This is a genomic window from Massilia sp. HP4 (assembly GCF_005222695.1).
GTDB lineage: Bacteria > Pseudomonadota > Gammaproteobacteria > Burkholderiales > Burkholderiaceae_D > Telluria.
Window position 1 is genome coordinate 57,037 of sequence record NZ_STGG01000070.1, and the last position, 25,742, is coordinate 82,778.

Genomic DNA, 25,742 nt, shown 5'->3' on the forward strand with positions numbered 1-25,742 from the left:
CGGCCCCATTCGTTTTTATACCGGCATCGCCCGGTTATTGTTCAGGTCGAGGAAGCCGCGCACCAGGCGGTAGGCTTTCCAGATCCAGACCACGAACCACAGCAGATAGGCGACCGGGATGCCGATGACGGTGATGAACAGCACGCCACCGACCGCCATCCAGGCCACATACCACCAGAACGAGCGGATCATCCAGGTGTGATGGCTGTGCACGATCGTGCCGGCGGTCTCCGGACGCTTGATGTAATTGACGATCACCGGGACGATCGACAGCATCCCGAGTGAGAAGAAGAAGGTGAGCGCGTGGATCACGTACAGGATGCGGGCCCAGTGCTTGCTGTCCTCGACGCCTCGTTCCATAACCAGTTCTTGCGACATAGTGGCTCCTTATGAAGGACGGGGACGATCCCGTTTGTTGCCATTGTAGCAGCGTCGAGCGCGGCCCTGTCGGCTTGTTCCGGCCGGAATCAGGAAAGACTCACCCTGCATGCTGCTGGACCCACGCCACCAGCCGCCCCGCATCCATGGCGCCCGACTGGCGAGCGATTTCTCGCCCGCCGCGGAACAGGGCCAGGGTCGGGATGCTGCGGATCGCGAAGCGCGCCGACAGGTCTTGCGCGCGCTCGGTATCGACCTTCAGCAGGCGCACCTGCGGCTCGAGCCGCTGGGCGGCCTGGGCGTAGGCTGGCGCCATCATCTTGCAGGGGCCGCACCATTCAGCCCAGAAGTCGACCAGCACCGGCAGGTCGTTGCGGCCGATGTGGCGTTCGAAGCGGGCGCTGTCGACGTCCAGCGGACGGCCGGTGAAGATGGCTTGCGAACATTTGCCGCACGTAGGGGCATCCTGCAGCCTTGCCTGGGGCATGCGGTTGACCGCATCGCAGTGCGGGCAGACGACGTGGAGCGGCTCGCTCATGGTGGATCTCCTTCGGTTGAAAAGATGACGGCATTGTAAGCGCCGTCGGGCATTCGCGTCGCCGGCCCAGCCATGCGCCGCTCGCGGAGCGACTTGCATAGAATCGTGGAAACGACACGATCACGACAGTCCAATGCCTCAATCCGAATCGACCGGCCGCCTGCTCGTTGGCTGCGCCGGCTGGAGCCTGCCGAAGGCCTGCTTCGACGCCTTTCCCGCCGAGGGCAGCCACCTGGAGCGCTACGCCGCCGTCTTCCCTACGGTGGAAATCAATTCCTCGTTCTATAAGCCGCACAAGCCGGAAACCTATGCACGGTGGGCCGCCAGCGTCCCGGACGACTTCCGCTTTGCGGTCAAGGTGCCGCGCGCGATGACCCATGAGTCACGCCTGGTCGAGGTCGACGATCAGCTCGACCGCTTCCAGGGCGAGGCGGGCATGCTGGGCAACAAGCTCGGCTGCCTGCTGGTGCAACTGCCGCCGCGCTTCGGTTTTACGGACGCGCCGGCGCACGCCTTCTTCGACGGCCTGCGCGCCCGCTTCGGCTGCAGCATCGCTTTCGAGGCGCGCCACGCGAGCTGGTTTTCCGATCCGGCAACCGCCTTGCTGCGCGAGTGCGGCGTGATCCGCGTAATCGCCGACCCGGCTGCCGGCCAGCCGGGGCCGCATGAGCCAACGAGCGAGCAGGAAGCCTATGTGCGCCTGCACGGCACGCCGCGCATCTATTACTCGCGCTATCCGCAAGAAGAGATCGCGCGCTGGCGGGCCGAGTTCGATGCACTTGTCGCGCGGGGGCGCAAGGTGTGGTGTATCTTCGATAATACGGCGGAGGGCGCTTCCGTTCCGAATGCCTTGGAATTGGTGCACGGACAGGTTGTGCAGGTAAGTTAAGATTGCGAGATACTGTCGACATCATGGTGACCGCAACGTTTCGTTTCTATCAGGAATTGGGCGAGTTCTTGCCGCGCGACCGGCGCGGCCGCACCTTCGCTGCCGAATGCGCACGCCAGTCGACCACCAAGCACATGATCGAGGCATTGGGCGTGCCGCATACCGAGGTGGAGATGGTGCTGGTCAATGGCGACGAGAGCGGCTTCGACCGGGTGCTGGAAGACGGCGACCACGTCGCCGTGTACTCGCGCTTCGAATTGATCGAGGTCGGCCCGCACGGCGGCATTGCACAGGAACGCCTGCGCGAGCGACAGCGCGAACGCATGCGCTTCGTCGCCGATTCGCACCTGGGCGGCCTGGCCCGCCTGTTGCGCATGGCCGGCTACGACACCTTGTACGACAATCACTATCATGACGACGACGTCGAAGACCTGGCCGAGAACGACGACCGGATCGTGCTGACGCGCGACCGCGAACTGCTCAAGCGGCGCTCGATCGTCCATGGTTGCTATATCCACGCGCTCGACCCGCCGCAGCAATTGCGCGAGCTGTTCGACAGGCTCGACCTGGCCGGCGGCGCGCGGCCGTTTTCGCTGTGCCTGCACTGCAATGTGGCGCTGCGCGAGGTCGACAAGGCGAGCGTGGCCGCCCGCCTGCCGGAATCGGTGGGCGCGCTGCACGACAGCTTCACCATCTGCGACAACTGCCTGCGGGTGTACTGGAAGGGCTCGCACTACAAGCGCATGGCGGCGCTGCTGGCTGCGGTAGCGCAGCGCAAGGAAGGCGCCCTGGAAGACTTTGCCGATGTAGAATCGTCCGAGGAATCCGATTTCCATCCGTGAGCGTGACTACTTCTGCCGCAGTACCACCGATTTCGCCGGCCGCTTTGGCCGGCATGCCCTTGCGCGTCGAGTGCCCGCCAGGTGCCTGCGTGTGCGAACGCGAACAGGTACTGGCCGACTCCGCGGCCGACCAGCGGCCGCTCTTGATCACGCGCCAGCAAGAGCAAAAGCTGATCGAGCGCATCGGGCGTGTCGACAGCTATGCCGATTTGCAGCACGTACAAAAGCTGATTCACAAGAATGTGGGCGCCGAGCTGCGCATCGCGCCCGGGCCGAATGAGGTGCGTACGGTGCGCGGGATCGTGGTCGTGCTCGAGGAGCGCCCTGGACTGTGCAAGAAGATCCGTCAGTCGGTGCCGGCGGCAGTGCGTCGCCGCCTGGTCGAGCGGCCCGAGATCGCCTGGGCCATTCTCGATGCGCACGACCTGTTCGGCGCAGGCTGAAGTCTAGTTCAGGTAGGGACGGCGCTGCGCGCAAAAATCGTCCGGCTCTTATACAATCGATGACAGAACGGCATCTGCCGTCCGTGAACCTCCGCACGCGGCCATGCGCCTGCGCGCAGCATTTTGGAGAAACCCATGTCGGGCTATAGCATCAATATCGAAGAAAAAGCGCTTGCCGGAAACAACTTCCGCGAAGTGCTCTATACCACCAAGCGCAGCCAGCTCGTCATCATGACCCTGCAGCCGGGCGAAGAGATCGGCCTGGAGCACCACGATGGCCACGACCAGTTCATCCGCGTCGAAGCGGGCGAGGGCGTGGCGCTGCTGGACGGCGAAGAACACAAGCTGGAAGACGGCGTCGCGGTCGTGATCCCGGCTGGCACCGAGCATAACGTCATCAATACCTCGAAGACCGAGCCGATGCGTTTGTACACGCTGTACACGCCGCCGGAGCATCCGGATGGCATCGTGCATGCGACCAAGGCTGAGGCGGACGAGTACGAGCGTCAGCACGGGCATTGATGTCATCAGATTGCGCACTATGAGTAACGTGGGCGGCTATGCCGTCCACGCGTTGATTGTTCGCGCGGCCTTTCAGTTCGGTCCAAATGATTCAGGCCAGCCTTACGGCAGCTACGTCAGCGGCCAGAACCAGATTGTCGCCGAGTTCCAGAAGCAGACCCGAGCACAGTCCTGAGATGGCAAGGTTGAAGCGGGGGGCCGTGTGCGGAGAGAGCTTCCTACTGGGTAAAAGCAGAGACATAATGCCGACGTTGTTCGCTGCCATTGCGGGAACATTAAAAAAGCCGGCATCAGCCGGCTTCGTTGGTGATTACCAGCCATAAGGCCAGCGCGTCCCGATATGTCCACCCCAGCCACGCCCGCGGTGTCCGCGCCAGCTGCTGCGTCCAAAATCAAACCCCAGCCCGATCGAAATCGGCGGATACCAATAACGCGGCTGCTCGACATACACCGGCTGCGGCACATACACCGGTTGCTGCTGTACCCACACCGGCTGCTGCTGGACGATCACCGGCTGCTGTGTGCGGTAAACCGGCGTCACCGACGTGGTCGTCCAGCCCGTTGACCGGGGAGCAGCCACCGGCGTCGATGTCACGACGCCACCCTGGCCGGAAGCGGCAACCTGGGCGCCCGTGCCAACCGGCACCGGAGTAACGGACACAACCCGCCACTGGCTAGGGTCGGACGGCTGTGCATAGGTATAGGTTGGGCCGGGCGCGGCGCAGCCGGCCAGCAGGCCCAACGATCCGAGAATGATGGCGATATTTTTCATGGCGGTCCTCCTGATGCTGCCATCATACGGATTACCGGACCAGTGTGCAGCAGAATTACACCCTGTTACATGGCGCCGGGCGCTTGCTGCCGCACCATTAGCCGGTGCCCCCCATCAGCGACCACAGCGCCGGCAAGGGCACCGCGCCGGCCAGCGCCTCGTAGCCGACATCGTTCGGATGCAGCCGATCGCCGCTGTCGTACGCGGCAAGCAATCGCTGCGGCACGTCGGGGTCGCGCAGCGCCAGGTCGACATCGGCCAGCAGGTCGAACGGCAGCGCGCTGCGCATCCAGGCATTGACCGCCTGCCGCACCGCCTCGCGCGCCGGCGTGTAATAGACGAAGCCAAAAAACGGCGGCAAGGTCGCCCCCAGCACGGGAATACCGTGCAGATGCGCGCGTGCGATCAGCTGCAGGTAGCCGGCGATGAGATCGTCGGCCGGGATCGGCGCCGATGGCGGGCTGTAGACGATGTCGTTGATGCCGATCAGCACCGCCAGCCCGCGCACGCCGGCGGTGGCCAGCACGTCGCGGTCGAAGCGCTCGAGCAGGTCGTTGCCGGCCAGTAGTGCGGTGGCGGTATTGGCCAGCATGCGGTTGGCCGAGATGCCGCGGTTGACGACGCCGATGCGGTCGTTGCCGAGCTCGACCTGGATGCGGCGCGCCAGGTAGTCGGGCCAGCGCCGGTTGCCATTGGACGTGCTGCCCACGCCATCGGTGACGGAATCGCCCGCCGCCACCAGCACCGGCGCGGCGCGATCGACATCGACCTCGGTGAGGAAGGGCCAGGATGCGAAGGCGCGCTGGATCGGCAGCGACGTCTGCGCGCCGAAGTCGCCCGTGGTCGACGCGTAGCTCGCCTGGTAGGCGGCGTTGTGGATCGTGGTCGCCTGCACCGTGCCGGGGAAGTAGAGGCTGATGGCGAGGTCGGTGAATGGCGCGATCGGCAGCGAGACCGGATCGGACACCGCCGGGGCGCCGGCCGGAATGGTCACATTGGTGCGGCCGCTGAAAGTCAGTTGGCGGCTGGTGCCGGCGGTGATGACGGCGCCGCCGGCGCGCAAGGCCACGCGCGCGCTGCCGAGCCGCAGCTCGGTATCGCCCATCTCGTTCGAGAGCCGGATGCGGATGCGGTTGCCGCCAAGGCTGGTGCGCACGATCAGGCGCAAGGTCTGGTTGGCAAAGGTCAGCAGCGAGGCGGGCGGCGGCGGGCCGGCCGGCGCGCAACCCCAGCCCGCACTCCAGCGCTCGGGGATCCCTGTCTGGGCCCTGGCGTCGCCCGTTGGCACGACAAGCGCGCCGGCCACGACCGGTGCGGCAAGCAGGACACGTCGTCGGCCCCGGTCGACGCCAGGGCTGTCTTGCGCATGCGTAGGGGCGGGACTGGCGGGGGAATCGGAGACACAGAATTCCGTGCTGGACATGGCGGGCTCCTGAAGAAGGTCCTGGAGAGTGGGCGCGATTGCGGTTCGACCGCCAAACCAAGATAGCGCAGAGCGCCAGCGGCGCGTGGCCTGTCGCGCACATCCTTTGCGCTGGGTCGTGCGGATTTCTGATGGGAAGGATTGCCAATTCTAAAAATCAGCGGATGCCCAGGAAGGGCGATGCGGCAAACGCCGCCGGAACATGGCCCACGCGTTGTTCCCACGGTGGCGCCAGCGATGACGCCGGCGCCGTCGAGCGGGCCGCCCCCGGCTCAGGACAGGATAGTGAGGAGCCCGTCGAGGCCCGAGAAATTCAGGGCGACGCTGGCCTGCTCGCGCACCACGGGCTTGGCGCGGAAGGCGACCGACAAGCCGGCGATGCCCATCATTTTCAGGTCGTTGGCGCCGTCGCCCATGACGATGGCTTGCGATGGATCGATGCCGAGTTCCGCGCACACCCGCTCCACGGTGCGCTTCTTTTCCTCGGCGTCGACAATGCCGCCCAGCACCCGGCCGCTCAGCCGGCCGTCGACGACTTCCAGCACATTGGCGTGGGTTGTGTCCAGGCCCAGGCGCGTCCCGAGGCGCTCGGTAAAGAAGGTGAAGCCGCCCGACACCAGCAGGGTTTTCAGGCCCGCCGCCTGCACCGCCCGCAGCATCGCTTCGCCGCCCGGCGAGATCGCGAGGCGCTCATCGTAGACGCGCTGCAGCGCGCGCGCGTCCAGCCCTTCGAGCAGGGCCACGCGCCGCGCCAGGCTCTCGGAGAAATCGAGTTCGCCACGCATCGCCGCCTCGGTGATCGCCGCCACCTGCGGCTTGAGTCCCTGCATGTCTGCGATCTCGTCGATGCACTCGATGGTGATCAGGGTCGAATCCATGTCCATCGCCACCAGCCTGAAGTCGGCCAGCGTGCGTCCCGCCGCGATGAAAGTAGCGTCCACGCCGGCCTCGAAGGCGGCGGCGTCGATCTCGTGCTTGAGCGTGGCGCTGTAGGCCACGCCTTCGGCGCGCAGTGCGTGCCCGCCGAGCGGGGCCAGGCGTTGCGGATTGGCCAGGCGCGCCAGGCGTTCGAGGGTTTCCAGATCAGCCTGCGGTCCTTGCAGCACCAGGTTCGTGGTCATGAATTTCGTTCTCGTCAGGCGAGCAGTTGTTTGATGGTCTGTTTGATCTGGTTCACGCGCGCCGCCAGGTCGGGCATGCTGGCCGTGATGCGCAGCTTGTCCTGGCCGGCCAGCTTGACCTGCCGGTTCTTCTGGATCAGCGTGATGATCTTGATCGGGTCGATTGGCGGCTTTTCCATGAACTGCAGGCTGGCCGCTTCGCCGTGGGCGTCGATCTTGACGATTCCCACGCTCTTGGCGGCGATGCGCAGGCGGTGCGTTTCGACCAGCGCTTTCACCGCATCCGGCATCTTGCCGAAGCGGTCGATCAGCTCTTCTTGCATCGAATCGATGCGGTCCGGGCTTTCGCAGTTGGCCAGGCGCTTGTAGATCGACAGGCGCTCGTGGACGTCGCCGCAGTAGTCGGCCGGCAGCAGGGCCGGCACGTGCAGGTTGATCTCGGTGGTCGAGGACAGCGGCGCCGCCAGGTCGGGCTCCTTGCCGGCCTTGAGCGCGCGCACCGCCTCGCTCAGCATATCCGAATACAGCTGGAAGCCGATCTCGAGCATCTCGCCCGACTGGTTATCGCCCAGCACCTCGCCGGCGCCGCGGATCTCGAGGTCGTGCATGGCGAGATAGAAGCCGCTGCCCAGTTCTTCCATCTGCTGGATCGCGTCCAGGCGGCGCTGCGACTGCTTGGTCAGGTTAGACACGTCGTTCACCAGCAGGTAGGCATAGGCCTGGTGGTGCGAACGGCCGACCCGGCCGCGCAGCTGGTGCAGCTGGGCCAGGCCGAACTTGTCGGCGCGGTGCATGATGATCGTGTTCGCGGTCGGCACGTCGATGCCGGTCTCGATGATGGTCGTGCACAAGAGGATGTTGAAGCGCTGCGCCACGAAGTCGCGCATGACCTTCTCGAGGTCGCGCTCGTGCATCTGGCCGTGGGCCACGCCGATGCGCGCCTCGGGCAGCAGCTCTTGCAGCATCGCGCGGCGGTTCTCGATGGTGTCGACTTCGTTGTGCAAGAAGTAGATCTGGCCGCCGCGCTTGAGCTCACGCAGGCAGGCTTCGCGGATGATCGAGCCGTCTTCGCTACGGACAAACGTCTTGATCGCCAGGCGCTTCTGCGGCGCGGTGGCGATGATCGAGAAGTCGCGCAGGCCTTCGAGCGCCATGCCGAGCGTGCGCGGGATCGGGGTCGCGGTCAGGGTCAGCACGTCGACCTCGGCGCGCAGGGCCTTGAGCGCCTCTTTCTGGCGCACGCCAAAGCGGTGCTCCTCGTCGATGATCACCAGGCCCAGGCGCGTGAATTTCACATCCGGCGACAGCAGCTTGTGGGTGCCGATGACGATGTCGAGCGTGCCGTCGGCCATGCCCTTGATCGCATTGTTGATCTCCTTGCCGGTTCGAAAACGCGACAGCTCGGCGATCTTGACCGGCCAGTCGGCGAAGCGGTCGGCGAAGGTCTGGGCGTGCTGCTCGGCCAGCAGCGTGGTCGGCGCCAGGATCGCGACCTGCTTGCCGCCCATGACCGCGATGAAGGCGGCGCGCAGGGCGACCTCGGTCTTGCCGAAGCCGACATCGCCGCACACCAGGCGGTCCATCGGGCGGCCCGAGGTCATGTCCTTGATGACGTTGTGGATCGCCTCGGCCTGGTCGGGTGTCTCGTCGAAGCCGAAGCTCTGGGCGAAGTTCTCGTAATCGACGCTCGAGTATTCGAAGGCATGGCCCTGGCGCGCCGCGCGGCGCGCGTACAGGTTCAAGAGCTCGGCGGCGGTGTCGCGCACCTGCTCGGCGGCCTTGCGCTTGGCCTTTTCCCACTGGCCCGAACCGAGCGAGTGCAGCGGCGCATCCTCGGGCGAGGTGCCGGAGTAGCGCGAGATCACGTGCAGCTGCGATACCGGGACGTACAGCTTGGTGTCCTTGGCGTATTCCAGGTGCAAAAATTCGGTCTCGCCTTCGCCCAGGTCCATGCTGGTCAGGCCCATATAGCGCCCGATGCCGTGGTTGATGTGGACCACCGGATCGCCGATCTTGAGCTCCGACAGGTCGCGCACCATCGATTCGACCTGGCTGGTCGCTTCCTGTTTCTTCTTGCCGGCGCGCCGGCCCGAACCCGCATACAGCTCGGTCTCGGTGATGAACACCAGGCGGCCAGAGGCTTCGTCGAGCAGTTCGAAGCCGGCCTGCAGCGGCGCCACGCCGAGCGCCAGCCTGGCATCGCCCTGGCGGAAACCCTCGAAGCCTTCGACCGGCGCCAGGTCGAGCTTGTATTCGCTGAAGTACTGCTGCAGGGTCTCGCGGCGGCCGGCCGAGTCGGCGCAGATCATCACGCGCGTCTCGCCGCGCAAGAGGTAAGCGCGCAGATTGGTCAGCGGATCGTCCAGGCGCCGGTTGATGGCGATATCGGGGATCGGGGCCGACAGTTCGGAAGCCGGGGCGGCCGGGTCGCGCGCGATATTCCAGCGGCCGTGTGGCTTGATGCAGGTGAAGAACTGCTCGGCGCCGAGGAACAGCTCGTGCGGTTCGAGGATCGGCCGTTCGCGGTCGCTTTTCAGGAAGCGGTAGCGCGATTCGGTATCGAGCCAGAAGCGCTGGATCGCGGCGTCGATGTCGCCGACCAGGGCCACCGGCGCTTCGTCGGGCAGGTAGTTGAACAGATTGGCCGTCTCTTCGAAGAACAGCGGCAGGTAGTACTCGATGCCGGCCGAGGCGATGCCGTTGCCGATGTCGCGGTAGATCGGCGAACGGGTCGGGTCGCCCTCGAAGCGCTCGCGCCAGCGGCCGCGGAAGCTTGTCCTCGCCGCATCGTCCATCGGGAATTCGCGGCCCGGCAGCAGGCGCACTTCTTTCACCGGATACAGCGAGCGCTGGGTGTCGGCGTCGAAGGTGCGGATCGATTCGATCTCGTCGCCGAACAGGTCGAGCCGGTAGGGCAGGACGGAGCCCATCGGGAACAGGTCGATCAGGCCGCCGCGCACCGAGTATTCGCCGGGCGACATCACCTGCGACACATGGGTATAGCCTGCGAGCGTCAGCTGGGCTTTCAGCCTGGCCTCGTCCAGCCGCTCTCCCTGGCGGAAGAAGAAGGTATAGGCGGCCAGGAAGGATGGCGGCGCCAGGCGCACCAGCGCCGTGGTTGCCGGCACCACCAGCACGTCGCACTGGCCGTTGCGGATCTCGTGCAGGGTGGCCAGGCGTTCCGACACCAGATCCTGGTGCGGCGAGAACGCATCGTAAGGCAGCGTTTCCCAGTCGGGCAGCAGGTGGCAGGACAGCTTGCCTTCGGCAAACCAGGGGATTTCGTCCAGCAGGCGCTGGCCGTCGCTCGCATTGGCGACGACCACGGTCAGCATCTGGCCGCGCTCCTTGAGCGCCAGCGCAGCGGTGGCGAGGGCATAGGCATCGGAAGAGCCGTGAGCCAGCGGCAGGACAAAACGGTGGCCTGGTTTGGGGAGGTGCTTCTTGAGATCGAAGGGCATGCAGCGTGCTGTTACGTTCGCGTCAAAAGTAGACGTTAATTATAGACGAAGGCGCCAGCGGCCGCCGTGGCGTATCGGGCCTGGCGCCAGCGCTTGCACTTGCTTCGCCGGCGTTTACGTAATATTCTAAGTTACATGAAATTTCGAGGAGAAACCCGATGTCCCATTTCCACGATCCGGCCATGGTCGCGCGCTACCACGAAGGCCCGCCGAAATTCGTCCCCGGCTTTGCCGACATGCAGCGCATGGCGCATGTCTTGCTGGCCGAGCGCGCGCCGCCGGATGCGCGGGTGCTGGTGCTCGGCGCCGGCGGTGGCCTGGAGCTGAAGGCCTTCGCCGACGCCCGGCCGGGATGGACATTCGACGGCGTCGACCCGGCCGCCGCGATGCTCGACCTGGCGCGCCAGCTGCTCGCGCCACATGCCGGGCGGGTGCGCCTGCACCAGGGGTATGTGGATGCGGCGCCGGAGGGGCCGTTCGACGCGGCGGCCTGCCTGCTGACCATGCACTTCATGCCGGCGGCCGAGCGCCGCCATGCGCTCCAGGCCATCCACGCCAGGCTCAGGCCGGGCAGTCCCTTTGTCGTCATGCATATGAGTATGGCGGCAGCGGCAGCGGAGCGCGCGCGCTGGATGGCGCGCGACGAAGCCTTTGCGGTGGCCGGCGGTGTGCCGGCCGACCTGGCGCGCCAGCGGCGTGAAGGCATCGAGACCGGCCTGTCGGTGCTGGCGCCGCAAGAAGACGAGGCGCTCTTGACACATGCCGGGTTCACCGGGGTCGAGGTGTTCTATGTCGGCGGGGTATTCCGGGGCTGGGTCTGCAATAGCTGAGATCCCCGCATGGTTGTGGTCGAGCTGAAAGTCGCGCATGATCGGGGTTCCACGACCATAAATACAGGAGACCCCATGCGCGCAGGCCTTGCCGCCTTGACCCTTTCGATCGCATCCATGCTGCCCGCCGTGGCGAACGCTGCGCCGCCCGCCGGGCTGGTGCTGTTCGACGGCGCGCCGCGCCCTCGAATCGAGGTGGCGGCGGTGGCGCCGGAGTCCACGCACGTCCTGCACGGCGAGCGGGTCGACGCCAAGGCGGCGATTGCCGACAAGTTCCCGGGCAGCGAGATCGCGCTCGCGCGCAGCGCGGGGCCGGCCGGGGCCCAGGCCTTGACCCTGCGCTGGAAAAATATCTGGAAAAGCGGCGTGCGCTTTGCCGGGCCATCGTTCGACCTGCGACCCTACCTCGAACGCGGCACCCTGGCCTTCGATTTCAAGGTCGATGCGCTGGACGGGGGCGGGATCGTGTTCAGGGTCGGCTGCGGTGACGACTGCGACCGCCACGTCTCGTATGTCGTTCCCGGCCGCGCCGCCCAGGGCAAGGGCTGGCAGCGCATCGTCCTGTCGATGTCGTGCTTTGCCCGCGACGGCGATGATTTTCGCGCCGTGAAACACCCGTTCCAGCTCGAAGGCACCGGCAGCGGCCAGGTCGCCATCGCCAACGTCGCGTTCGCGCAAACGGGCACGCCGAATACCCCATGCCCCGACTGGCGCACGGTGGCCGTCACGCCCGATACCCTCAACGAATCCTGGTCGATCTCCTGGTGGCTGCCGCGCCATCGCCAGAAGCTCGACGAGGTCAAGCGCATGGTCGCCGAGGGCAAGTGCCCGCAACTGGTCTTCATCGGCGATTCGATCACCCAGGGCTGGGAAAAGGAAGGCGCGCACGTCTGGCAGCAGTATTACGCACGCCACCATGCGCTGGCGCTGGGCTTCGGCGGCGACCGCACCGAGAACGTCCTGTGGCGCCTGCAGCACGGCGAGGTCGATGGCATCGATCCCAAGGTGGCGGTGCTGCTGATCGGGACCAACAACACCGGCCATCGCAGGGATTTCCCTGCCATCACGGCGGCCGGCATCGAACGCAATCTCGAAGAACTTAAACGGCGCCTGCCGCGCACCCGGATCCTGCTGCTGGCGATCTTCCCGCGCGACGCGGCAAGCGATGGCCCGCTGCGTGGCCTCAACGCCCAGATCAACGCGCGATTGCCAGGGCTGGCCGACGGCCGCCAGGTGTTCTACCTCGACGTCAACCAGGCCTTCCTGCGTGCGGATGGCGCGCTGTCGGTCGATATCATGCCGGACTGGCTGCACCCGAACGAAGCAGGGTACGCCATCTGGGCCAAGGCTATGCAGCCGGAACTGGAGCGCCTGATGGCGCTGCCGCGCCTGTAGCCAGGTCGGTGGCGCGCCGGTTGGCGATCCCGAACGGCACGTGCACCATCGGGATCGTGCCGCCCGGGCCTGACTTGAGGTGGGTGAGCTGGTCGTCGAAGAAGATGTGCGGCTTGAACACCGACAGCACGCGGCTCTTGTCCATCCCGCCCAGGAAGAAGGTTTCGTCGGCCGAGACGCCCCAGCTGCCCAGGGTGGTCACCACGCGTTCGTGGGCCGGCGCGCTGCGCGCCGTGATGATGGCGATGCGCACGATGCGGCGGTAATCCGGATCGTCGCGCTCGGCCTGTTTCTCGAGCTGCTGCAGCATGGCCAGCTTGCGGAACATGCCGGCCAGCGGCCCGGGCTGGTGCGGGCGCGCCATGTGCAGGGTCTCGTGGGCGTGGAATTCGCCCAGGCCGTCGCGCTTGAAAACAGTCTCGGATTCGTCGTCGGCCAATACGCCGTCGAAGTCGAAGGCCACCCGCAGCTCGATATCGTCCTGGTCGTCCGCGATGCGCGAGGGCAGCACCAGGCCGGCCGGGTAATCGACGTCGATCGCGCTCTTGACGTCTTCCTCGTTCGCGCTCAGGAACAGCGCGGCATTGAAGGCCGGCAGATAGGGGTAGGGCGACTTGCCGGTCATGAAGACGGCGCGCGAGATATCCAGGCCGTAGTGGGCGATCGAGCGCATCACGCGCAAGCCCGTCTCGGGCGAGTTCCGCGAAAACAGCACCACCTCGACCGGCGCCTGCTGCGGGAAGCATTGGTTGATGCTCAGGAAGCGCCGGATGAAGGGAAACGCCACGCCGCGATCCAGCACCACGTCGCGCTGGCGCTCCTGGTAGGCCCGGTATTCGTCGGGCCCGTGGTCGAGATAGACCTGGTGCGATTCTGCCAGGTCGAACAGCGCGCTGGAGGCGACGCCGATCACGAGCTTGTCTTCGATGGGAAATGGCATGCTGCGTTCCTGTGCGGTCAGTCGGTTGACCTATCCATTATCGGGCCCGCTCGCCATTTTGACCAGCAGCGCTACCGCCGCCGCGGCGCCGGCCAATGCGACCACGCCGAAGATCGCGCCGATCCCGAACTGCAGGCGCGCCAGCTCGGCGACCAGGAACGAGCCGGCGATGCCGCCCAGGCGCCCGAAGCCCATCATCCACGACACGCCGGTGGCCCGGCCCCGGGTCGGATAGAACGAAGCCGCAAGCGCCGGCAGCGACGATTGCGCGGTGTTCATGACCACGCCGGCGACGAAGACCACGGTCGTCAAGAGGCCGAGGTTGCCGGCGCTCTGGCCGATGGCGAAGATGCTGGCCGCGGTCAGCGCGAATCCGGTCGCGACCACCAGGTTGGCGTTGTAGCGGTCCATCAGCCAGCCGGACAAGACCGCGCCCACGCCGCCCAGCGGGAACAGCGCCGCGACCAGGGTCGCGTGATGCGTCGACAGGCCTGCATCCTTCAATAGCAGGGGCATCCAGTTGATCAGCGCGTAGAAGATCACGAGGCCCATGAAATAGGCCAGCCACAGCATCATGGTGCCGAGCCGGTAGGGGCGCGACATGATCACGCCGATGCCGCTGCCAGCCGCTGTTGTTTCGGTCGTGACAAACGCCACGGCCTGGTCGGCGCTGGCCGAGATGCGGCGCAGCGCTGCGCGGACCTGCTCCTGGCGGCCACCGCGCGCCAGCAAGAAGCGCACCGATTCGGGCAACATCAACGCGATCACGATTGCGAGCAGCACCGGCGCCACGCCGCCCAGCAGCAGCACGCTGCGCCAGCCCCAGTGCGGGATCATCCAGGCCGCCAGGAAGCCGCCCAGGGCGGCGCCCAGCGGGAAGCCGCAGAACATCGCATTGGTCAGCATCGCGCGACGCCGGTCCGGGCAGTACTCGCTCATCAGCGTGACGGCATTCGGCATCGCCGCGCCCAGGCCGATGCCGGTAACGAAGCGCAGCGTGGCCAGCTCGGTGAGGTTGCCCGCGAACGCCGACCAGGCGCAGGCCGCGCCGAACAGGAGCACCGACACGCTCAGCACCAGCTTGCGGCCGACGCGGTCGGACAGGGGGCCGGCCAGCACGGCGCCGGTGGCCAGCCCGAACAGCGCCGCGCTCAGCACCGGCGCCAGCGCCTGGCGCGACACGCCCCACTCGCCGATCAGGGACGGCGCGATGAAGCCGATGGCGGCGGTGTCGAAACCGTCCAGCAGCACGATCAGGAAGCACAGGGCGAAGATCATCCACTGGAAGGGCGTGAGCCGGTTCTGGTTCAGGAAATCCTGAACATTGACTGCGCCCATGGCGCGGCCATCGTCTTGCATGGTGCGGTCTCCACTCATTGCGATCATCGGCGCCTAGGAGGGCTCCGCCTCACCGTCGGCGCCCTCGGCGAGCCGGTCGTACGCGGCCCGTGCCTCAGGAGGCAGCGCGAGCGCCGCGCGCACGAAGACGGGCTGGCCACCCCTGGCGAGCATGTGCAGCTTGGCCAGCCGGTCGGCATCGAACAAGAGAAGCGGCAGGGCGCCCTCGTCGCCCAGGTGGGCGATCGCGTGGCCGATCGCCGGCGGCAGTTGCCACTGGTCGGCGATGCGGGCCGACATCAGGCGCGCTGAAGATACCAGGCGCGCGCCGAAAACGTCGCCGTCGGGCAGGCCGCCGGGCGGCACCAGCTGCTCGATGACGCGAAAGGCCACCACCAGCCCGACGTTGTGCATCAGGCCCGCGAGGTAGGCCTCGAAGGGATCGGCGCCGTGGCGCGGCGCGAGCAGGCTGGCGGCTTGCGCGCATTTCTCGGACTGGCTCCATAGCGGCGGCGCCACCAGCCGCGCCAGCGGGCCGGCCTGCTGGCTGATGATCGGGCGGAAGGCGACCCGCGCCAGCAGCATGCGCAAGCCGTTCTGGCCGAGCAGCAGCACCGCCCCTTCGAGGTTGCGGATCGGCGACGCGGGCTGGTAATACGGGCTGTTCACCTCGCGGATGACCTCGGCGACCAGCACCGGATCCTGGGCCACCTGGCGCGCCAGCGCGCCGGCGCTGCTGTCCTGGTCGCGCAGGCTGCGCAGCAGTTGCGGGATCACGGCCGGCACCCGCGGCACCAGGGCCGCGGCGCTTTCGGGGTCGCGCGCCAGGCGCGCCAGTTCGTCGAGCAGGGGGCCGTCGGCGGCAGGGCGTCCGCTCACATGCGGGCCGGCCAGCCAGTGAAAGAAGGCGAGGTCGAGGTCGATCTGTTCGGGGACGGCTGCTTCGGCCACCGCGCCGGGATGTTCGGGGACGACCTCGGCGCCGGCAGGGATTGGGTGAGCCGCTGCGGGCGCGCCGAACAGGCGTGCGAGCCAGCGCTTCATGGGTAGACGGAATTCAAAGGAGGGGCCATGCGACCATTCTAGCGTGAATGCAAACGGCCCGGCCGCCGCTTGCGCGGCGCCGGGCCGGTCCTGGCCGATATGGGCGTTGCTGCTTACTGGCCGTTGTTCGAGCCGGTCGTGGTGTGACCGGTATTGGTCGGGGTGGTGGCAGTGCCGGTGGCATTGGCCGGACCGGTGTTCTGCACATCGTTCGGGCTGATGCCCATCTGTGCGTCGACGGTCGGGTTGCCGGTCGAACCGGCTTGCGTCGTGCCCACCGAGGACGAGCCGCTGGTGTCGCTGGCGGTGTCGGTGGTGTTGCAGGCGGCCAGGGCAAAGGCCATCATGCCGCCCAGCAGAACGGTGTGGAGCTTCTTCATCGTGCTTCTCCTTGATTGGTGAACAGGCCCATCATGCGAGGTCAGCCGTAGGTATGAAATAGGAAGAAAACGTCAATACCTGTAGGACCTGACCCACATATACCGCGGGTCAGGCTGAGTCCACGTCAGCGGCTGACAGGCGTCTCGGTGGTCTGCTCGTTGTTGCTGGTCGTGCCCGAGGCGGCATTGACGCCGGTGGCGCCGTTCGCGCCCGAGTTCCAGCTATTGGTCCCGCCATTGGTGCTCGGCGTCTGCACGCCGCTGCCGATGGCCGCGCCGCTGCTGCTCGAGCCGCTCATCGAATCGGTGGTGGTATCGGTAGTGTTGCAGGCAGCCAGGCCGAAAGCCATCATGCCTGCGAGAACTGCGGTTTGGACAGTGCGTTTCATGGTGCTTCTCCTTGGGTGCGTGAGTGTTTCCATTTTCGTAACGCGAGCTGCGTACGAGAATAGGAACACATCGGCTACCCATGTAGGATTGCGCGCCAGTCAGGCGTCAGCCTCAGCTTCATCCGGGCAGGGCAACTTCGAGAGCCAGCCAGTCCAGCAGCTCGGCCGCCGGTAGCGGGCGGCTGAAATAATATCCCTGCACCTTGTCGCAGCGCTGCTCGCGCACCACGTCCAGTTGCGATTGTGTCTCGATGCCTTCGGCCACTGTCTTCATGCCCAGGCTCTGCGCCACTTTCACGGTGGCCTCGATCAGCACGCGGTGGTGGTAACTCGTATCTGCCTGGCACACGAAGGAGCGATCGATCTTGACCGTATCCACCGGCAGCAGGTGCAGGCTCGACAGCGATGAATAGCCGGTGCCGAAGTCGTCCAGCGCGAGCTGGACGCCCAGCGCCTTCAGCTCGTGCAGCCGGGCCTGGGTATCCTGGTCCTGGGCCGCGAGGCTTTCGGTGACTTCGAGCTGCAGACAGGGCGGCGGCATGCCGGTCTCTCGCAGCACGCGGCCGACGCTGTCGATCCAGCCGGCCTGGCCGAGCTGGGCGCGCGACAGGTTGACCGCCATCAGGCGCGGCGCCGCGGCGCCCAGGCGCGCCTGCCAGTCCATGAAGTCGCGGCAGGCGCGCTCCAGCACGAAGTCGCCCAGCGCCCCGATCAGGCCGCACTCTTCGGCGACCTGGATGAATTCGATGGGCGGCACGATGCCGCGCTGCGGATGGCGCCAGCGCACCAGCGCCTCGACCCCGGCCGCGCGGTCGACGCCGTCGTCCGGCAGCAGGCGCACCACCGGCTGGTACACCACGAACAGCTGTTCGTCGGCCAGCGCCTGGCGCAGGTCGGCTTCGATATCCGCGCGGCGCGCCGCGCGCTCGCGCATCGAGGCCTCGAATACCGCGTGGCGGTTGCCGCCGGCGCGCTTGGCTTCGACCATGGCGATGCCGGCGTCGCGCAGCAGGCTGTCGGGATCGTGCTGGCCGAGCGCCGCCGCATCGAGGCCCCAGGCCAGGCCCAGGCTGGCGTGGCAGACGATCTCGTGGCCGCCGATGACATAGGGTTGGGCCAGCACGTCGAGCAGGCGCTGTGCGACCCGCTCGGCGTCCAGCCGCATGCGCAGGCCATCGAGCACCACCACGAACTCGTCGCCGCCGATGCGCGCCGCCAGCTGGCTGCTGCGCGGGCCCGGCTCGCGCCGGCTGGTGGGCGGGCGCAGGGCGCCGCGCAGGCGGTCGGCCATGTGCATCAGGAGCTGGTCGCCGCCGGGCTGGCCCAGGCTGTCGTTGAGCTGGCGGAAGCGGTCGCAGTTCAGGGTGAGGACCGCGAACCCGTGCCCGTCCTGCGCCCGCGCGAGCAGGCGCTGCAGCTCTTCGCGCACCGCCTCGCGGTTGGGCATGCGGGTCAGGCTGTCGGTGCGGGCGGCGCTGTGCAGGCGGCGCGACAGCATCTCTTGCTCGCGCTGGACCTCCAGGGTGACGTCGGCCAGGGTCGCCATCAGGCGCTCGGGATCGAGCTTGGTCAGGTTCAGCGACAGCACCTGCGGCGGGCCGTTGGCGGCGTGTTGCACGCCCACCGGCAGGCGCAGGCCCTCGCAGATCATGCCGGACGGCTCGATGAAGGCTTGCACCATGGCCGGCAACTGCGGCGCGACTGGCGCCAGCACGTCGAACAGGTTGTCCAGCCCGGCGTCCGTGGCGAGCGGCATCAGGAGGTTCGAGGCCATCGGGTTGAGCAGCTCGACTGCGCCGTCGAGCGCGGTCTGGGCCAGGCCGATCGGGGCCCGGTACAGGAACTGCACCAGCGCTTCATAGGCATCGCCCGGCTCATGCTGCATCTGCGTTCTCCTGGTGGCGCTCGGCGATGTCCCTGCGCTCGCCGATATCGCGCAGGATCAGGCAATAGGCGGGGCCGCCGGCCTCCCCGGGTAGCGGTTCGCGGTCTGGCAGCGGCGCAACCAGCGTGCTGCCCCAGAACGTTCCGCCGTCGGCGCGTACGCGCCGGCCCTCGTCGAGCGACCAGCCACTGGCATCGGCCTCGCGCAGGCGGTCCTGGCGGTACTCGAGCGCGAGCGCTCCCGGCGGATAGAAGATCGTGAACGGCTGGCCGACCGCCTCGGGACCGAATCCGGTGACGCGCCCGATGCTCGGGTTCCAGTCGCAGATCCGGCCCTGCAGGTCGACGCTCGCCAGCGCATAATCCTTGACCCCGGCCAGGATGGTGTCGAGCCAGGCCTCGTTCTGGCGCAGCCGGCGGTCGCGCCGCAGCTGCTCGGTGATGTCGCAGATGACCGCCATCAGGCGCTCGGCGTCGAGCTTGAGCAGGGTGAGCGACAGCACCTGCGGCCCGCGCCCGGCGCCGCTGCCGGCGTCCAGGTAGACGTGCAGGCCGTCGCACACCTTGCCATGGGGTTCGGTATGGCGCACGGCGGCGCCGCGCAGTTCGGGCGCGACGTTGTCGAGCGCCACGAACAGGTTGTCCAGCCCCCCGTTGCGCGAGAGCGGCATCAGGAGCTGGGCGGCGATCGGGTTCATCATGGCGACCTCGCCATCGATATTGGCCTGCACCAGGCCCACCGGCGCCAGGTACAGGAACTGGAGCAGCGCCTCGTGCTCGGCGCTGGCCGCGGCGGGGTCGTGATTCATCGCGGCTGGCGCTGGACCAGCACGTAGCGCGTGCCGCTGCCGGGATTGGCCAGCAGGCGCAGCGCAACCTTGACCGGGCGCATGCGCAGGGTCAGGACGTAGTCGATCGTCGCGTCCAGCACGCTTTGCTCTTCGTGGGCGTCCTCGAAGCGCTGGGCCACCATGAAATTGTTCATGCAGGGCGCGACGTTGGTGAACAACGGCTGGCCCAGCACGCGCTGGGGCGACAGGCCGGCCGCCTGCGATTCGAAGGCGTTATACAGCGTGACGTTGGTGTCGGCGCCGAAGCCGATCACGCCGAATGCGAGCGCATCGAGTTGTTCGGGCGTGCATCGGTCGAGGCGGGCGGCGAGGTCGGGGGCGTCGAAGGCGATGGGCGTATCGGTCATGAGTCGAAGGCCGGGACGCGGCTATTGAATGTGAGAAATGAATGTTGGCATGTGAAAAGGTGCGGTGTCAATTGTGCGCACCTTTTCACGTCACATTTCTCACGCGCCGTGCCGTTCCCGACACACTGGCCGGCTCAGACGTCGACCAGGTTCTCGAATCCGCCAAAGAACATGCGCTTGCCGTCGAAGGGCACGCCGCCCGGCTTCATCATGTCAGCCATGCGCGGGTCTTGCATGACTTTCTCGAGCACGGCGTCACGATGGCTGCGCGATTCGTAGACCGCCCAGGCCAGGATGACGGTCTCGCCGTCTTCGAGCTTGACGCTCTGCGGGAACGAGGTGTGCTGGCCGGGCTTGACGTCGTCGGCGATCCATTCGCGGTATTCGAGCGCGCCGTGCTCGCGCCAGACCTGGCCGGCCAGGCTGGCCTGGGCGCGGTATTCATCGATTTTCGAGGTGGGAAGGGGAAGCACAAAACCGTCGACGTACGCCATGATTCTTCTCCTGTAAGGGGTAATGCAGAAAGTGATGCGTGGGCCGCCAGGGTCTGACCGGCCGCCCGCGCACAAGTTTCCCACTATCGGTCGATGAACATCTCGAAGCCACCATAGATCAAACGCTTGCCGTCGAAGGGCATGAAACCGGGCAGCATCATGTCGGCCATGCGCGGGTCTTTCTCGACCTTGCCGTTGACTTCATCGCGGTGCGCACGCGACTCGTAGACGATCCACGAAAAGACGACTGCTTCGCCGTCTTCGAGCTTGACGCTCTGGGGGAAGGAAGTGATCTTGCCGTCCGGGACGTCGTCGGCAATGCATTCGCGGTACTCGAGGGCGCCGTGTTCGCGCCAGATGTCGGCGCATTTGTTGCTCATTTCACGGTACTGGTCGAGTTTCGACTTGGGCAGGGGCAGGACGAAACCGTCTACATAGGCCATGGGTGTCTCCTCAAAAGATTGGACGCACGAACCGCAGCGATACATCCGCGCGACCTCGCGCCAGGTTCCCGCTTGCTGTGCCGGGAACCGGGAAGATTACCACAGGGTGTTCTGCGCAGGCGGGTTTGGCGGCGGAGGCGGTTGCGCCGGGGCGGGCGGCGCCACCGGCGGCAGGGCCTCGATGGCGGGCCGCTCGTCGAACGGCGATGCGTCGGGCGGCACTTCCTGGCTGCCGGGCGGCAGATCCATCGGCTGCCCCGGCGGCTCCAACGGCGGCGCCTGTTCGATGTCGATCGTGCGCGTCTCGGTCGCGTCGATGAACTCGGGGTAGATCCAGTCCTCGCCGTCGTGCACGACGTCCTCGGGCGGGGTGCGTTCGACGGGCGCCACCTTGGCCAGCGCCACCCGCATATAGTCGATCCAGATCGGCATCGCCAGCGTCGAGCCGAACTCGCGCCCGCCCAGCGAGCGCGGTTCGTCGTAGCCCATCCACGACACGGCCACCACATTGCCCGCATAGCCGGCGAACCAGCCGTCGATCGCATCGTTGGTGGTGCCGGTCTTGCCGGCCAGGTCTTGCCGTCCCAGTTGTTTGGCCGAGGCCGCGGCGGTGCCGAAACGGGTTACGTCGCGCAGCATGCTGTCGACCACGAAGGCATTGCGCGCCGTGACCGCGCGGTTGGCTTCGTCCCTGGCGGCGGGCGGCCTGTTCTCGAGGATGATGGCGCCATTGCCGTCCTGGATGCGGGCAATCAAATAGGGCTTGACGCGGTAGCCGCCGTTGGCAAAGACCGCATAGCCGCCGGCCAGCTGCAGCGGCGTGACGGCGCCGGTGCCGAGCGCCATCGTGTAGTTCTTCGGATGGCGCGCCAGGTCGAAGCCGAAGTGTTCCAGGTACTGGTGGGCGAAATCGACCGACACCGCGCGCAGCACGCGTACCGTCGGCACATTCTTCGATTTGACCAGCGCCTGGCGCAGGCTGACTTCGCCGTCGAACTTGCCGTCGTCGTTCTGCGGCGTCCATGGCGTCTCCAGGGTCGCGCCGGGCAGCTCGATCGGCTCGTCCAGGATGCGGGTGGTCGGCGAATAGCCTTTTTCCAGCGCCGCCGAATACACGAACGGCTTGATGCTCGATCCCGGCTGGCGCCAGGCCTGGGTCACGTGGTTGAACTTCTGCAGGTTGTAGTCGAAGCCGCCGACCAGGGCGTGGTAGGCGCCGCTGTCGGCGTCGATCGCCACGAAGGCCGCCGCCACCTGCGGCACCTGGGTGATCGCCCAACTGCCGTCCTTGCCCTTCTGGATGCGGACCACCGCGCCCGGCGCGATCCTGGTGTTCTCGCGCGCCTTGCTGGACAAGGCATTGGCCACGAACTTCAGACCGTCACCCTTGACGACGATGTCTTCGCCCGACAGCGTATCGACCAGCACTTCCTGCGCGCTGGCCTTGAGCACGACGGCGGGCAGCAGGCCGTCGCTGCCGGGGCGCTTCTGCAGCGCCTCGACCACGGCTTCCTCGCGTTCGTCGGCATCGCCCGGCAGCTCGATGCGCGCCTCCGGGCCGCGGTATCCGTGGCGCTGGTCGTAGGCCAGCACATTGCGCCGCACCGAATCGTAGGCGGCGTCCTGCTCGGCCGCCAGGATGGTGGTGGTGACGGTGATCCCGCGCGTGTACGATTCCTCGCCAAACTGCTGGTAGACCGCCTGGCGCGCCAGCTCGGCCACGTATTCGGCGCGGGTGGCGTAGGATTGCCCGGCGTCGCGCTTGACGCGCAGCGGTTCGGCCAGCGCCTGGCGGTACTGGGCGTCGTCGACCTCGCCCAGTTCGTGCAGGCGCTTGAGGATGGCGTGCTGGCGCGCCTGGGCGCGTTTTGGATTGGACACCGGATTGGTGCGCGCCGGGTTCTGCGGCAGGCCGGCCAGCATCGCGGTTTCGGCCAGGGTGAGCCCGTCCAGGCTCTTGCCGAAATAGCTGCGCGCCGCGCTCGAGAAGCCGTAGGAGCGCTGGCCCAGGTAGATCTGGTTCATGTACAGCTCGAGGATCTGGTCCTTGCTGAGCGAGTCCTCGATCTTGTAGGCCAGCGCGATCTCGGTCAGCTTACGCTCGATCGTCTTCTCGTTGGTTAAAAAGAAGTTGCGCGCCACCTGCATCGTGATGGTCGATGCGCCCTGGCGAAAGCCGCCGCGCAGGTTGGCGCGGGCCGCGCCCAGCGCGCGGATGAAGTCGATGCCGCCGTGTTCATAGAAGCGCGTGTCCTCGATCGCCAGCACGGCGCTCTTCATCATCGGCGGGATCTTCGAGATCGGTACGAAATCGCGGTGCTCGACGCCGAACTGGCCGATCAGCACATTGTCGGCGGTGTAGATGCGCAGCGGGATCTTGGGCCGGTAGTCGGTTACCGCGTCGATCGGCGGCACCTTGGGCAGGATCGCCGTCATCGCGTAGACCACGGCGGCGGCGATCGGCAGCAGGACCGCGGTCAATGCGACAAGGATGAAGGCGTGCAGGCGCTTCATGCCGAACAGGGTCTTGCCGGACTGCTTGCTGGACTGCTTCTTGGTTGCGCTCACTGCTGTACTCTCACGGTGCGACCATCCTGGGGGCCATGAGCGGCCGATTATAATCCGGTTTCAATCGAGACTTTCTTTCCGTTCGTGCATGTGCGATATTCTCGTTTTGGTCCGCCTGGCGGCACGGCGGGCCTGTCCAGCAACGAAGGAAATGCATGCCACTCGATTCGAACCCGGCGGGCTTCAAGCCCTACATCCCCGCCACCGCCCAGCTGGCCGAAATGACCCCGCGCGCCCTGATCATGGGCGTCATCCTGGGCATGATCTTCGGCGCGTCCTCGCTCTACCTGGTGTTGAAAGTGGGTCTCACGGTCAGCGCCTCGATCCCGGTGGCGGTGATCGCGATCACCCTGTTCGGCGTGGCGAAAAAGCTCGGCGCGCGCGAATCGACGATCCTCGAGAACAGCGTGGCCCAGACCGCCGGCTCGGCCGGCGAATCGCTGGCCTTCGGCCTGGGCGTGACCATGCCGGCGATTATGATCCTCGGCTTCGACCTCGAGATCTCGCGCGTGATGCTGGTGGGCGTGCTGGGCGGCCTGCTCGGCATCCTGATGATGATCCCGCTGCGCCGCACCTTGATCGTCGACCAGCACCGCGAACTGAAGTACCCGGAAGGCACGGCTTGCGCCGAGGTGCTCAAGGCCGCCGCCACCGACGCCTCGCGCGATGTCGCGGGCGAGGTGCGCGACGAAGCGACCGTGGAAGGCAGCGACGCCATGAAGACGGCCAGGCGCCGCGCAATGCTGATCTTCGGCGGCTTCGGCATCGGCATCCTGTACAAGACCCTCTGCGTATCGTTCAAAGGCTGGCGCGACACCGTCAACTTCGAGTTCGGCGCGCCGCTCAAGACCGGCAGCATCGGCGCCGAGATCTCGCCCGAGCTGGTCGGCGTCGGCTACATCATCGGCCCGCGCATCGCCTACACGATGGCGGCCGGCGGCGTGCTCGCATCGCTGCTGCTGGTCCCGATGATCAAGTTCTTCGGCGAGCTGGCGACCGTGCCGCTGTCGCCGGCGACCATCCCGATCCGCAACATGACGGGCGACGACATCCGCGCTGCCTATATCCTGTACATCGGCGCCGGCGCGGTGGCGGCCGGTGGCCTGATCTCGCTGGCGCGCTCGCTGCCGACGATCTGGAACGGCCTGCGCGGCGGCCTGGCCGGCGTCAAGCAGGGCAGCAAGGGCGACCAGTCGCTGCGCACCGACCGCGACATCCCTATGAAGTGGGTCGTGATCGGCTGCTTGTCCATCATCGCCATCATCTCATTGGCGACCCCGCTGCACATGAACGTGCTGGGCGCGGTCCTGATACTGGTGTTCGGCTTCCTGTTCGCCACCGTGTCCTCGCGCCTGACCGGCGAGATCGGCTCGTCGTCGAACCCGATCTCGGGCATGGCGGTGGCGACCCTGCTGTTCACCTGCCTGATCTTCCTGGTGCTGGGCTGGACCGGCGGGCAGTATTATGTGACCGCCTTGTCGGTCGGCGCCATCGTCTGCATCGCCGCCAGCAACGCCGGCACCACCTCGCAAGACCTCAAGACCGGCTACCTGGTCGGCTCGACCCCGCGCATGCAGCAGTACGCGATCCTGTGCGGCGCGTTTGCCTCGGCCCTGATCCTGGGCCCGATCCTGCTCAAGCTGAACGAGGCCGGCACCGTCTACGTGCCGGCGGCCCAGGTGGCGCCAGGCCTGACGGTGGACGCCTCGAAGCTGAGCGACACCGCCCAGCTGCAAGGCCCGCAGGCCAGGGACGATGCGAACACGTATAAAGTCTGGCACAAGACGGATACGGTGGGCGGCCCGGCCGGCAAGTACTTCGTCGACGAGGCTGGCAAGGTGGTGTACCTGGTCGACCCGGGCATCAACGGCCATCACAACACGCGTCCGGACGGCACCGAGGTGAAGAAATACGATGCACCGAAGGCCGTGCTGATGTCCTACATCATCAAGGGCATCCTGGACCAGGAGCTGCCGTGGACCCTGGTGCTGTTCGGCGTGATGATCGCGATCGTGCTCGAGATGGCGGGCATCGCCTCGCTGGCGTTCTCGGTCGGCGTCTACCTGCCATTGGTCGCGACCTTGCCGATCGCGATCGGCGGCACCGTGCGCTGGCTGGCCGACCGCCGCAACAACAAGCTGCCGCAGAATGCCCATCTCAATGAAGAAGAACGCCAGGCGGCGGGCGACCGCAGCGCGGGCGTGCTGCTGGCTTCGGGCTACATCGCCGGCGGCGCGCTGGCCGGCATCATCATCGCCGTCACGGCCGGCGTGTTCACCGACTTCGATGCCGCGATCGGCCGCTGGGCGGCGGCGTCGAACCCGTTCTTCGAGGGCGTGGCCGCGAACTGGCTCAGCATGATTCCGTATGCCGCCATCGTCGTGCTGCTGTACTGGGTGGCGCGCGAGAAGGCGAACAAGACGTAGGCGCCAATGAACGACGCCGGCTTC

At 66.8% G+C, this 25,742-nt stretch carries 25 protein-coding genes; 8 read left to right on the plus strand and 17 right to left on the minus strand.

Annotated features, from left to right (window positions below):
- Nucleotides 1-15 precede the first annotated feature (15 nt).
- A complete protein-coding gene (locus E8M83_RS24700) occupies nucleotides 16-378 on the minus strand; it encodes a hypothetical protein (protein WP_137176005.1) in 363 nt (120 codons plus the stop codon).
- 100 nt (nucleotides 379-478) lie between these two features.
- Nucleotides 479-916: a thioredoxin TrxC gene (trxC, locus tag E8M83_RS24705; protein ID WP_137176006.1), complete on the minus strand. Its 438-nt coding sequence runs from the start codon at nucleotides 914-916 to the stop codon at nucleotides 479-481.
- A 133-nt stretch (nucleotides 917-1,049) separates the two neighbouring features.
- On the opposite strand from trxC, the gene E8M83_RS24710 reads away from it, so the two are divergent.
- The 5 genes from E8M83_RS24710 to E8M83_RS26015 all read left to right on the plus strand — a co-directional run bounded on the left by E8M83_RS24710 (nucleotide 1,050) and on the right by E8M83_RS26015 (nucleotide 3,787).
- Nucleotides 1,050-1,805 carry a DUF72 domain-containing protein gene (locus E8M83_RS24710; RefSeq protein WP_137176007.1) on the plus strand — a complete coding sequence of 252 codons (756 nt, stop codon included), beginning with the start codon at nucleotides 1,050-1,052 and terminating at the stop codon, nucleotides 1,803-1,805.
- Nucleotides 1,806-1,828: 23 nt separating this feature from the next.
- Nucleotides 1,829-2,647: a Mut7-C RNAse domain-containing protein gene (locus E8M83_RS24715; protein ID WP_137176078.1), complete on the plus strand. Its 819-nt coding sequence runs from the start codon at nucleotides 1,829-1,831 to the stop codon at nucleotides 2,645-2,647.
- Between the two features lie 53 nt (nucleotides 2,648-2,700).
- Complete coding sequence (locus E8M83_RS24720) at nucleotides 2,701-3,090, plus strand: hypothetical protein (RefSeq protein WP_137176079.1); 390 nt, start codon at nucleotides 2,701-2,703, stop codon at nucleotides 3,088-3,090.
- 135 nt (nucleotides 3,091-3,225) lie between these two features.
- Nucleotides 3,226-3,612, plus strand: coding sequence for a cupin domain-containing protein (locus tag E8M83_RS24725; protein ID WP_137176008.1), 387 nt, complete (start codon nucleotides 3,226-3,228; stop codon nucleotides 3,610-3,612).
- Between the two features lie 28 nt (nucleotides 3,613-3,640).
- On the plus strand, nucleotides 3,641-3,787 hold the full coding sequence (locus E8M83_RS26015) for a hypothetical protein (RefSeq protein WP_170976917.1): 147 nt from the start codon (nucleotides 3,641-3,643) through the stop codon (nucleotides 3,785-3,787).
- A gap of 135 nt (nucleotides 3,788-3,922) precedes the next feature.
- Here the strand turns inward: E8M83_RS26015 and E8M83_RS24730 are convergent, their stop codons facing one another.
- The 4 genes from E8M83_RS24730 to mfd all read right to left on the minus strand — a co-directional run bounded on the left by E8M83_RS24730 (nucleotide 3,923) and on the right by mfd (nucleotide 10,389).
- A complete protein-coding gene (locus tag E8M83_RS24730) occupies nucleotides 3,923-4,384 on the minus strand; it encodes a hypothetical protein (protein WP_137176009.1) in 462 nt (153 codons plus the stop codon).
- A gap of 97 nt (nucleotides 4,385-4,481) precedes the next feature.
- Nucleotides 4,482-5,807: an SGNH/GDSL hydrolase family protein gene (locus E8M83_RS24735; RefSeq protein ID WP_137176010.1), complete on the minus strand. Its 1,326-nt coding sequence runs from the start codon at nucleotides 5,805-5,807 to the stop codon at nucleotides 4,482-4,484.
- A gap of 272 nt (nucleotides 5,808-6,079) precedes the next feature.
- Nucleotides 6,080-6,928 (minus strand): phosphoserine phosphatase SerB, encoded by an 849-nt coding sequence (serB, locus tag E8M83_RS24740; RefSeq protein WP_137176011.1) that lies wholly within the window; start codon nucleotides 6,926-6,928, stop codon nucleotides 6,080-6,082.
- 14 nt (nucleotides 6,929-6,942) lie between these two features.
- Complete coding sequence (gene mfd / locus E8M83_RS24745; protein ID WP_137176012.1) at nucleotides 6,943-10,389, minus strand: transcription-repair coupling factor; 3,447 nt, start codon at nucleotides 10,387-10,389, stop codon at nucleotides 6,943-6,945.
- Between the two features lie 158 nt (nucleotides 10,390-10,547).
- Here mfd and E8M83_RS24750 point away from each other — a divergent pair, with 158 nt between their 5' ends.
- Together E8M83_RS24750 and E8M83_RS24755 are read left to right on the plus strand one after the other, a co-directional pair.
- Nucleotides 10,548-11,219, plus strand: a complete 672-nt coding sequence (locus E8M83_RS24750; protein WP_137176013.1) for a class I SAM-dependent methyltransferase — start codon at nucleotides 10,548-10,550, stop codon at nucleotides 11,217-11,219.
- A gap of 75 nt (nucleotides 11,220-11,294) precedes the next feature.
- Nucleotides 11,295-12,614 (plus strand): GDSL-type esterase/lipase family protein, encoded by a 1,320-nt coding sequence (locus E8M83_RS24755; protein ID WP_137176014.1) that lies wholly within the window; start codon nucleotides 11,295-11,297, stop codon nucleotides 12,612-12,614.
- On the opposite strand, the gene E8M83_RS24760 is transcribed toward E8M83_RS24755, so the two are convergent.
- The 11 genes from E8M83_RS24760 to E8M83_RS24810 form a co-directional block, all read right to left on the minus strand.
- Nucleotides 12,568-13,554, minus strand: coding sequence for a 5'-nucleotidase (locus E8M83_RS24760; RefSeq protein ID WP_137176015.1), 987 nt, complete (start codon nucleotides 13,552-13,554; stop codon nucleotides 12,568-12,570). The genes E8M83_RS24755 and E8M83_RS24760 overlap by 47 nt on opposite strands.
- Before the next feature lie 30 nt (nucleotides 13,555-13,584).
- Entirely contained in the window at nucleotides 13,585-14,913 is a 1,329-nt protein-coding gene (locus E8M83_RS24765; protein ID WP_137176016.1) for an MFS transporter, read from the minus strand.
- A 33-nt stretch (nucleotides 14,914-14,946) separates the two neighbouring features.
- A complete protein-coding gene (locus E8M83_RS24770; protein WP_137176017.1) occupies nucleotides 14,947-15,936 on the minus strand; it encodes an HDOD domain-containing protein in 990 nt (329 codons plus the stop codon).
- Between the two features lie 113 nt (nucleotides 15,937-16,049).
- The gene (locus E8M83_RS24775) at nucleotides 16,050-16,316 is read right to left on the minus strand and encodes a hypothetical protein (RefSeq protein WP_137176018.1); all 267 of its coding nucleotides are present in this window, start codon (nucleotides 16,314-16,316) and stop codon (nucleotides 16,050-16,052) included.
- A 125-nt stretch (nucleotides 16,317-16,441) separates the two neighbouring features.
- On the minus strand, nucleotides 16,442-16,705 hold the full coding sequence (locus E8M83_RS24780; RefSeq protein WP_137176019.1) for a hypothetical protein: 264 nt from the start codon (nucleotides 16,703-16,705) through the stop codon (nucleotides 16,442-16,444).
- A 118-nt stretch (nucleotides 16,706-16,823) separates the two neighbouring features.
- Nucleotides 16,824-18,590: a bifunctional diguanylate cyclase/phosphodiesterase gene (locus tag E8M83_RS24785; RefSeq protein ID WP_137176020.1), complete on the minus strand. Its 1,767-nt coding sequence runs from the start codon at nucleotides 18,588-18,590 to the stop codon at nucleotides 16,824-16,826.
- On the minus strand, nucleotides 18,580-19,398 hold the full coding sequence (locus tag E8M83_RS24790) for a PAS domain S-box protein (protein WP_137176021.1): 819 nt from the start codon (nucleotides 19,396-19,398) through the stop codon (nucleotides 18,580-18,582). Before E8M83_RS24790 ends, E8M83_RS24785 begins: the two co-directional genes overlap by 11 nt.
- Nucleotides 19,395-19,787, minus strand: a complete 393-nt coding sequence (locus E8M83_RS24795) for a phosphonate transporter (protein ID WP_137176022.1) — start codon at nucleotides 19,785-19,787, stop codon at nucleotides 19,395-19,397. The genes E8M83_RS24790 and E8M83_RS24795 overlap by 4 nt, the downstream gene beginning before the upstream one ends.
- A 134-nt stretch (nucleotides 19,788-19,921) precedes the next feature.
- Nucleotides 19,922-20,281 (minus strand): DUF1428 domain-containing protein, encoded by a 360-nt coding sequence (locus E8M83_RS24800; protein ID WP_137176023.1) that lies wholly within the window; start codon nucleotides 20,279-20,281, stop codon nucleotides 19,922-19,924.
- Nucleotides 20,282-20,364: 83 nt separating this feature from the next.
- Nucleotides 20,365-20,724 carry a DUF1428 domain-containing protein gene (locus tag E8M83_RS24805; protein WP_137176024.1) on the minus strand — a complete coding sequence of 120 codons (360 nt, stop codon included), beginning with the start codon at nucleotides 20,722-20,724 and terminating at the stop codon, nucleotides 20,365-20,367.
- Nucleotides 20,725-20,820: 96 nt separating this feature from the next.
- Nucleotides 20,821-23,238, minus strand: coding sequence for a penicillin-binding protein 1A (locus E8M83_RS24810; RefSeq protein WP_137176080.1), 2,418 nt, complete (start codon nucleotides 23,236-23,238; stop codon nucleotides 20,821-20,823).
- Nucleotides 23,239-23,447: 209 nt separating this feature from the next.
- Here E8M83_RS24810 and E8M83_RS24815 point away from each other — a divergent pair, with 209 nt between their 5' ends.
- Nucleotides 23,448-25,718 carry an OPT family oligopeptide transporter gene (locus E8M83_RS24815; RefSeq protein WP_137176025.1) on the plus strand — a complete coding sequence of 757 codons (2,271 nt, stop codon included), beginning with the start codon at nucleotides 23,448-23,450 and terminating at the stop codon, nucleotides 25,716-25,718.
- Nucleotides 25,719-25,742: the final 24 nt, after the last annotated feature.

Excerpts from the sequence above, each read along its gene's own strand:
- E8M83_RS24735 (WP_137176010.1), bottom strand. The coding sequence starts at position 5,807 with ATGTCCAGCACGGAATTCTGTGTCTCCGATTCCCCCGCCAGTCCCGCC.
- E8M83_RS24700 (WP_137176005.1), bottom strand. The coding sequence starts at position 378 with ATGTCGCAAGAACTGGTTATGGAACGAGGCGTCGAGGACAGCAAGCAC.
- E8M83_RS24775 (WP_137176018.1), bottom strand. The coding sequence starts at position 16,316 with ATGAAGAAGCTCCACACCGTTCTGCTGGGCGGCATGATGGCCTTTGCC.
- E8M83_RS24805 (WP_137176024.1), bottom strand. The coding sequence starts at position 20,724 with ATGGCCTATGTAGACGGTTTCGTCCTGCCCCTGCCCAAGTCGAAACTC.
- E8M83_RS24710 (WP_137176007.1), top strand. The coding sequence starts at position 1,050 with ATGCCTCAATCCGAATCGACCGGCCGCCTGCTCGTTGGCTGCGCCGGC.
- E8M83_RS24780 (WP_137176019.1), bottom strand. The coding sequence starts at position 16,705 with ATGAAACGCACTGTCCAAACCGCAGTTCTCGCAGGCATGATGGCTTTC.
- E8M83_RS24810 (WP_137176080.1), bottom strand. The coding sequence starts at position 23,238 with ATGAAGCGCCTGCACGCCTTCATCCTTGTCGCATTGACCGCGGTCCTG.
- E8M83_RS24765 (WP_137176016.1), bottom strand. The coding sequence starts at position 14,913 with ATGCAAGACGATGGCCGCGCCATGGGCGCAGTCAATGTTCAGGATTTC.
- E8M83_RS24750 (WP_137176013.1), top strand. The coding sequence starts at position 10,548 with ATGTCCCATTTCCACGATCCGGCCATGGTCGCGCGCTACCACGAAGGC.
- E8M83_RS24720 (WP_137176079.1), top strand. The coding sequence starts at position 2,701 with ATGCCCTTGCGCGTCGAGTGCCCGCCAGGTGCCTGCGTGTGCGAACGC.
- E8M83_RS24785 (WP_137176020.1), bottom strand. The coding sequence starts at position 18,590 with ATGCAGCATGAGCCGGGCGATGCCTATGAAGCGCTGGTGCAGTTCCTG.
- E8M83_RS24725 (WP_137176008.1), top strand. The coding sequence starts at position 3,226 with ATGTCGGGCTATAGCATCAATATCGAAGAAAAAGCGCTTGCCGGAAAC.
- E8M83_RS24715 (WP_137176078.1), top strand. The coding sequence starts at position 1,829 with ATGGTGACCGCAACGTTTCGTTTCTATCAGGAATTGGGCGAGTTCTTG.
- E8M83_RS24730 (WP_137176009.1), bottom strand. The coding sequence starts at position 4,384 with ATGAAAAATATCGCCATCATTCTCGGATCGTTGGGCCTGCTGGCCGGC.
- E8M83_RS24815 (WP_137176025.1), top strand. The coding sequence starts at position 23,448 with ATGCCACTCGATTCGAACCCGGCGGGCTTCAAGCCCTACATCCCCGCC.
- E8M83_RS24770 (WP_137176017.1), bottom strand. The coding sequence starts at position 15,936 with ATGAAGCGCTGGCTCGCACGCCTGTTCGGCGCGCCCGCAGCGGCTCAC.
- mfd (WP_137176012.1), bottom strand. The coding sequence starts at position 10,389 with ATGCCCTTCGATCTCAAGAAGCACCTCCCCAAACCAGGCCACCGTTTT.
- E8M83_RS24800 (WP_137176023.1), bottom strand. The coding sequence starts at position 20,281 with ATGGCGTACGTCGACGGTTTTGTGCTTCCCCTTCCCACCTCGAAAATC.
- trxC (WP_137176006.1), bottom strand. The coding sequence starts at position 916 with ATGAGCGAGCCGCTCCACGTCGTCTGCCCGCACTGCGATGCGGTCAAC.
- E8M83_RS24755 (WP_137176014.1), top strand. The coding sequence starts at position 11,295 with ATGCGCGCAGGCCTTGCCGCCTTGACCCTTTCGATCGCATCCATGCTG.
- serB (WP_137176011.1), bottom strand. The coding sequence starts at position 6,928 with ATGACCACGAACCTGGTGCTGCAAGGACCGCAGGCTGATCTGGAAACC.
- E8M83_RS24795 (WP_137176022.1), bottom strand. The coding sequence starts at position 19,787 with ATGACCGATACGCCCATCGCCTTCGACGCCCCCGACCTCGCCGCCCGC.
- E8M83_RS24760 (WP_137176015.1), bottom strand. The coding sequence starts at position 13,554 with ATGCCATTTCCCATCGAAGACAAGCTCGTGATCGGCGTCGCCTCCAGC.
- E8M83_RS24790 (WP_137176021.1), bottom strand. The coding sequence starts at position 19,398 with ATGAATCACGACCCCGCCGCGGCCAGCGCCGAGCACGAGGCGCTGCTC.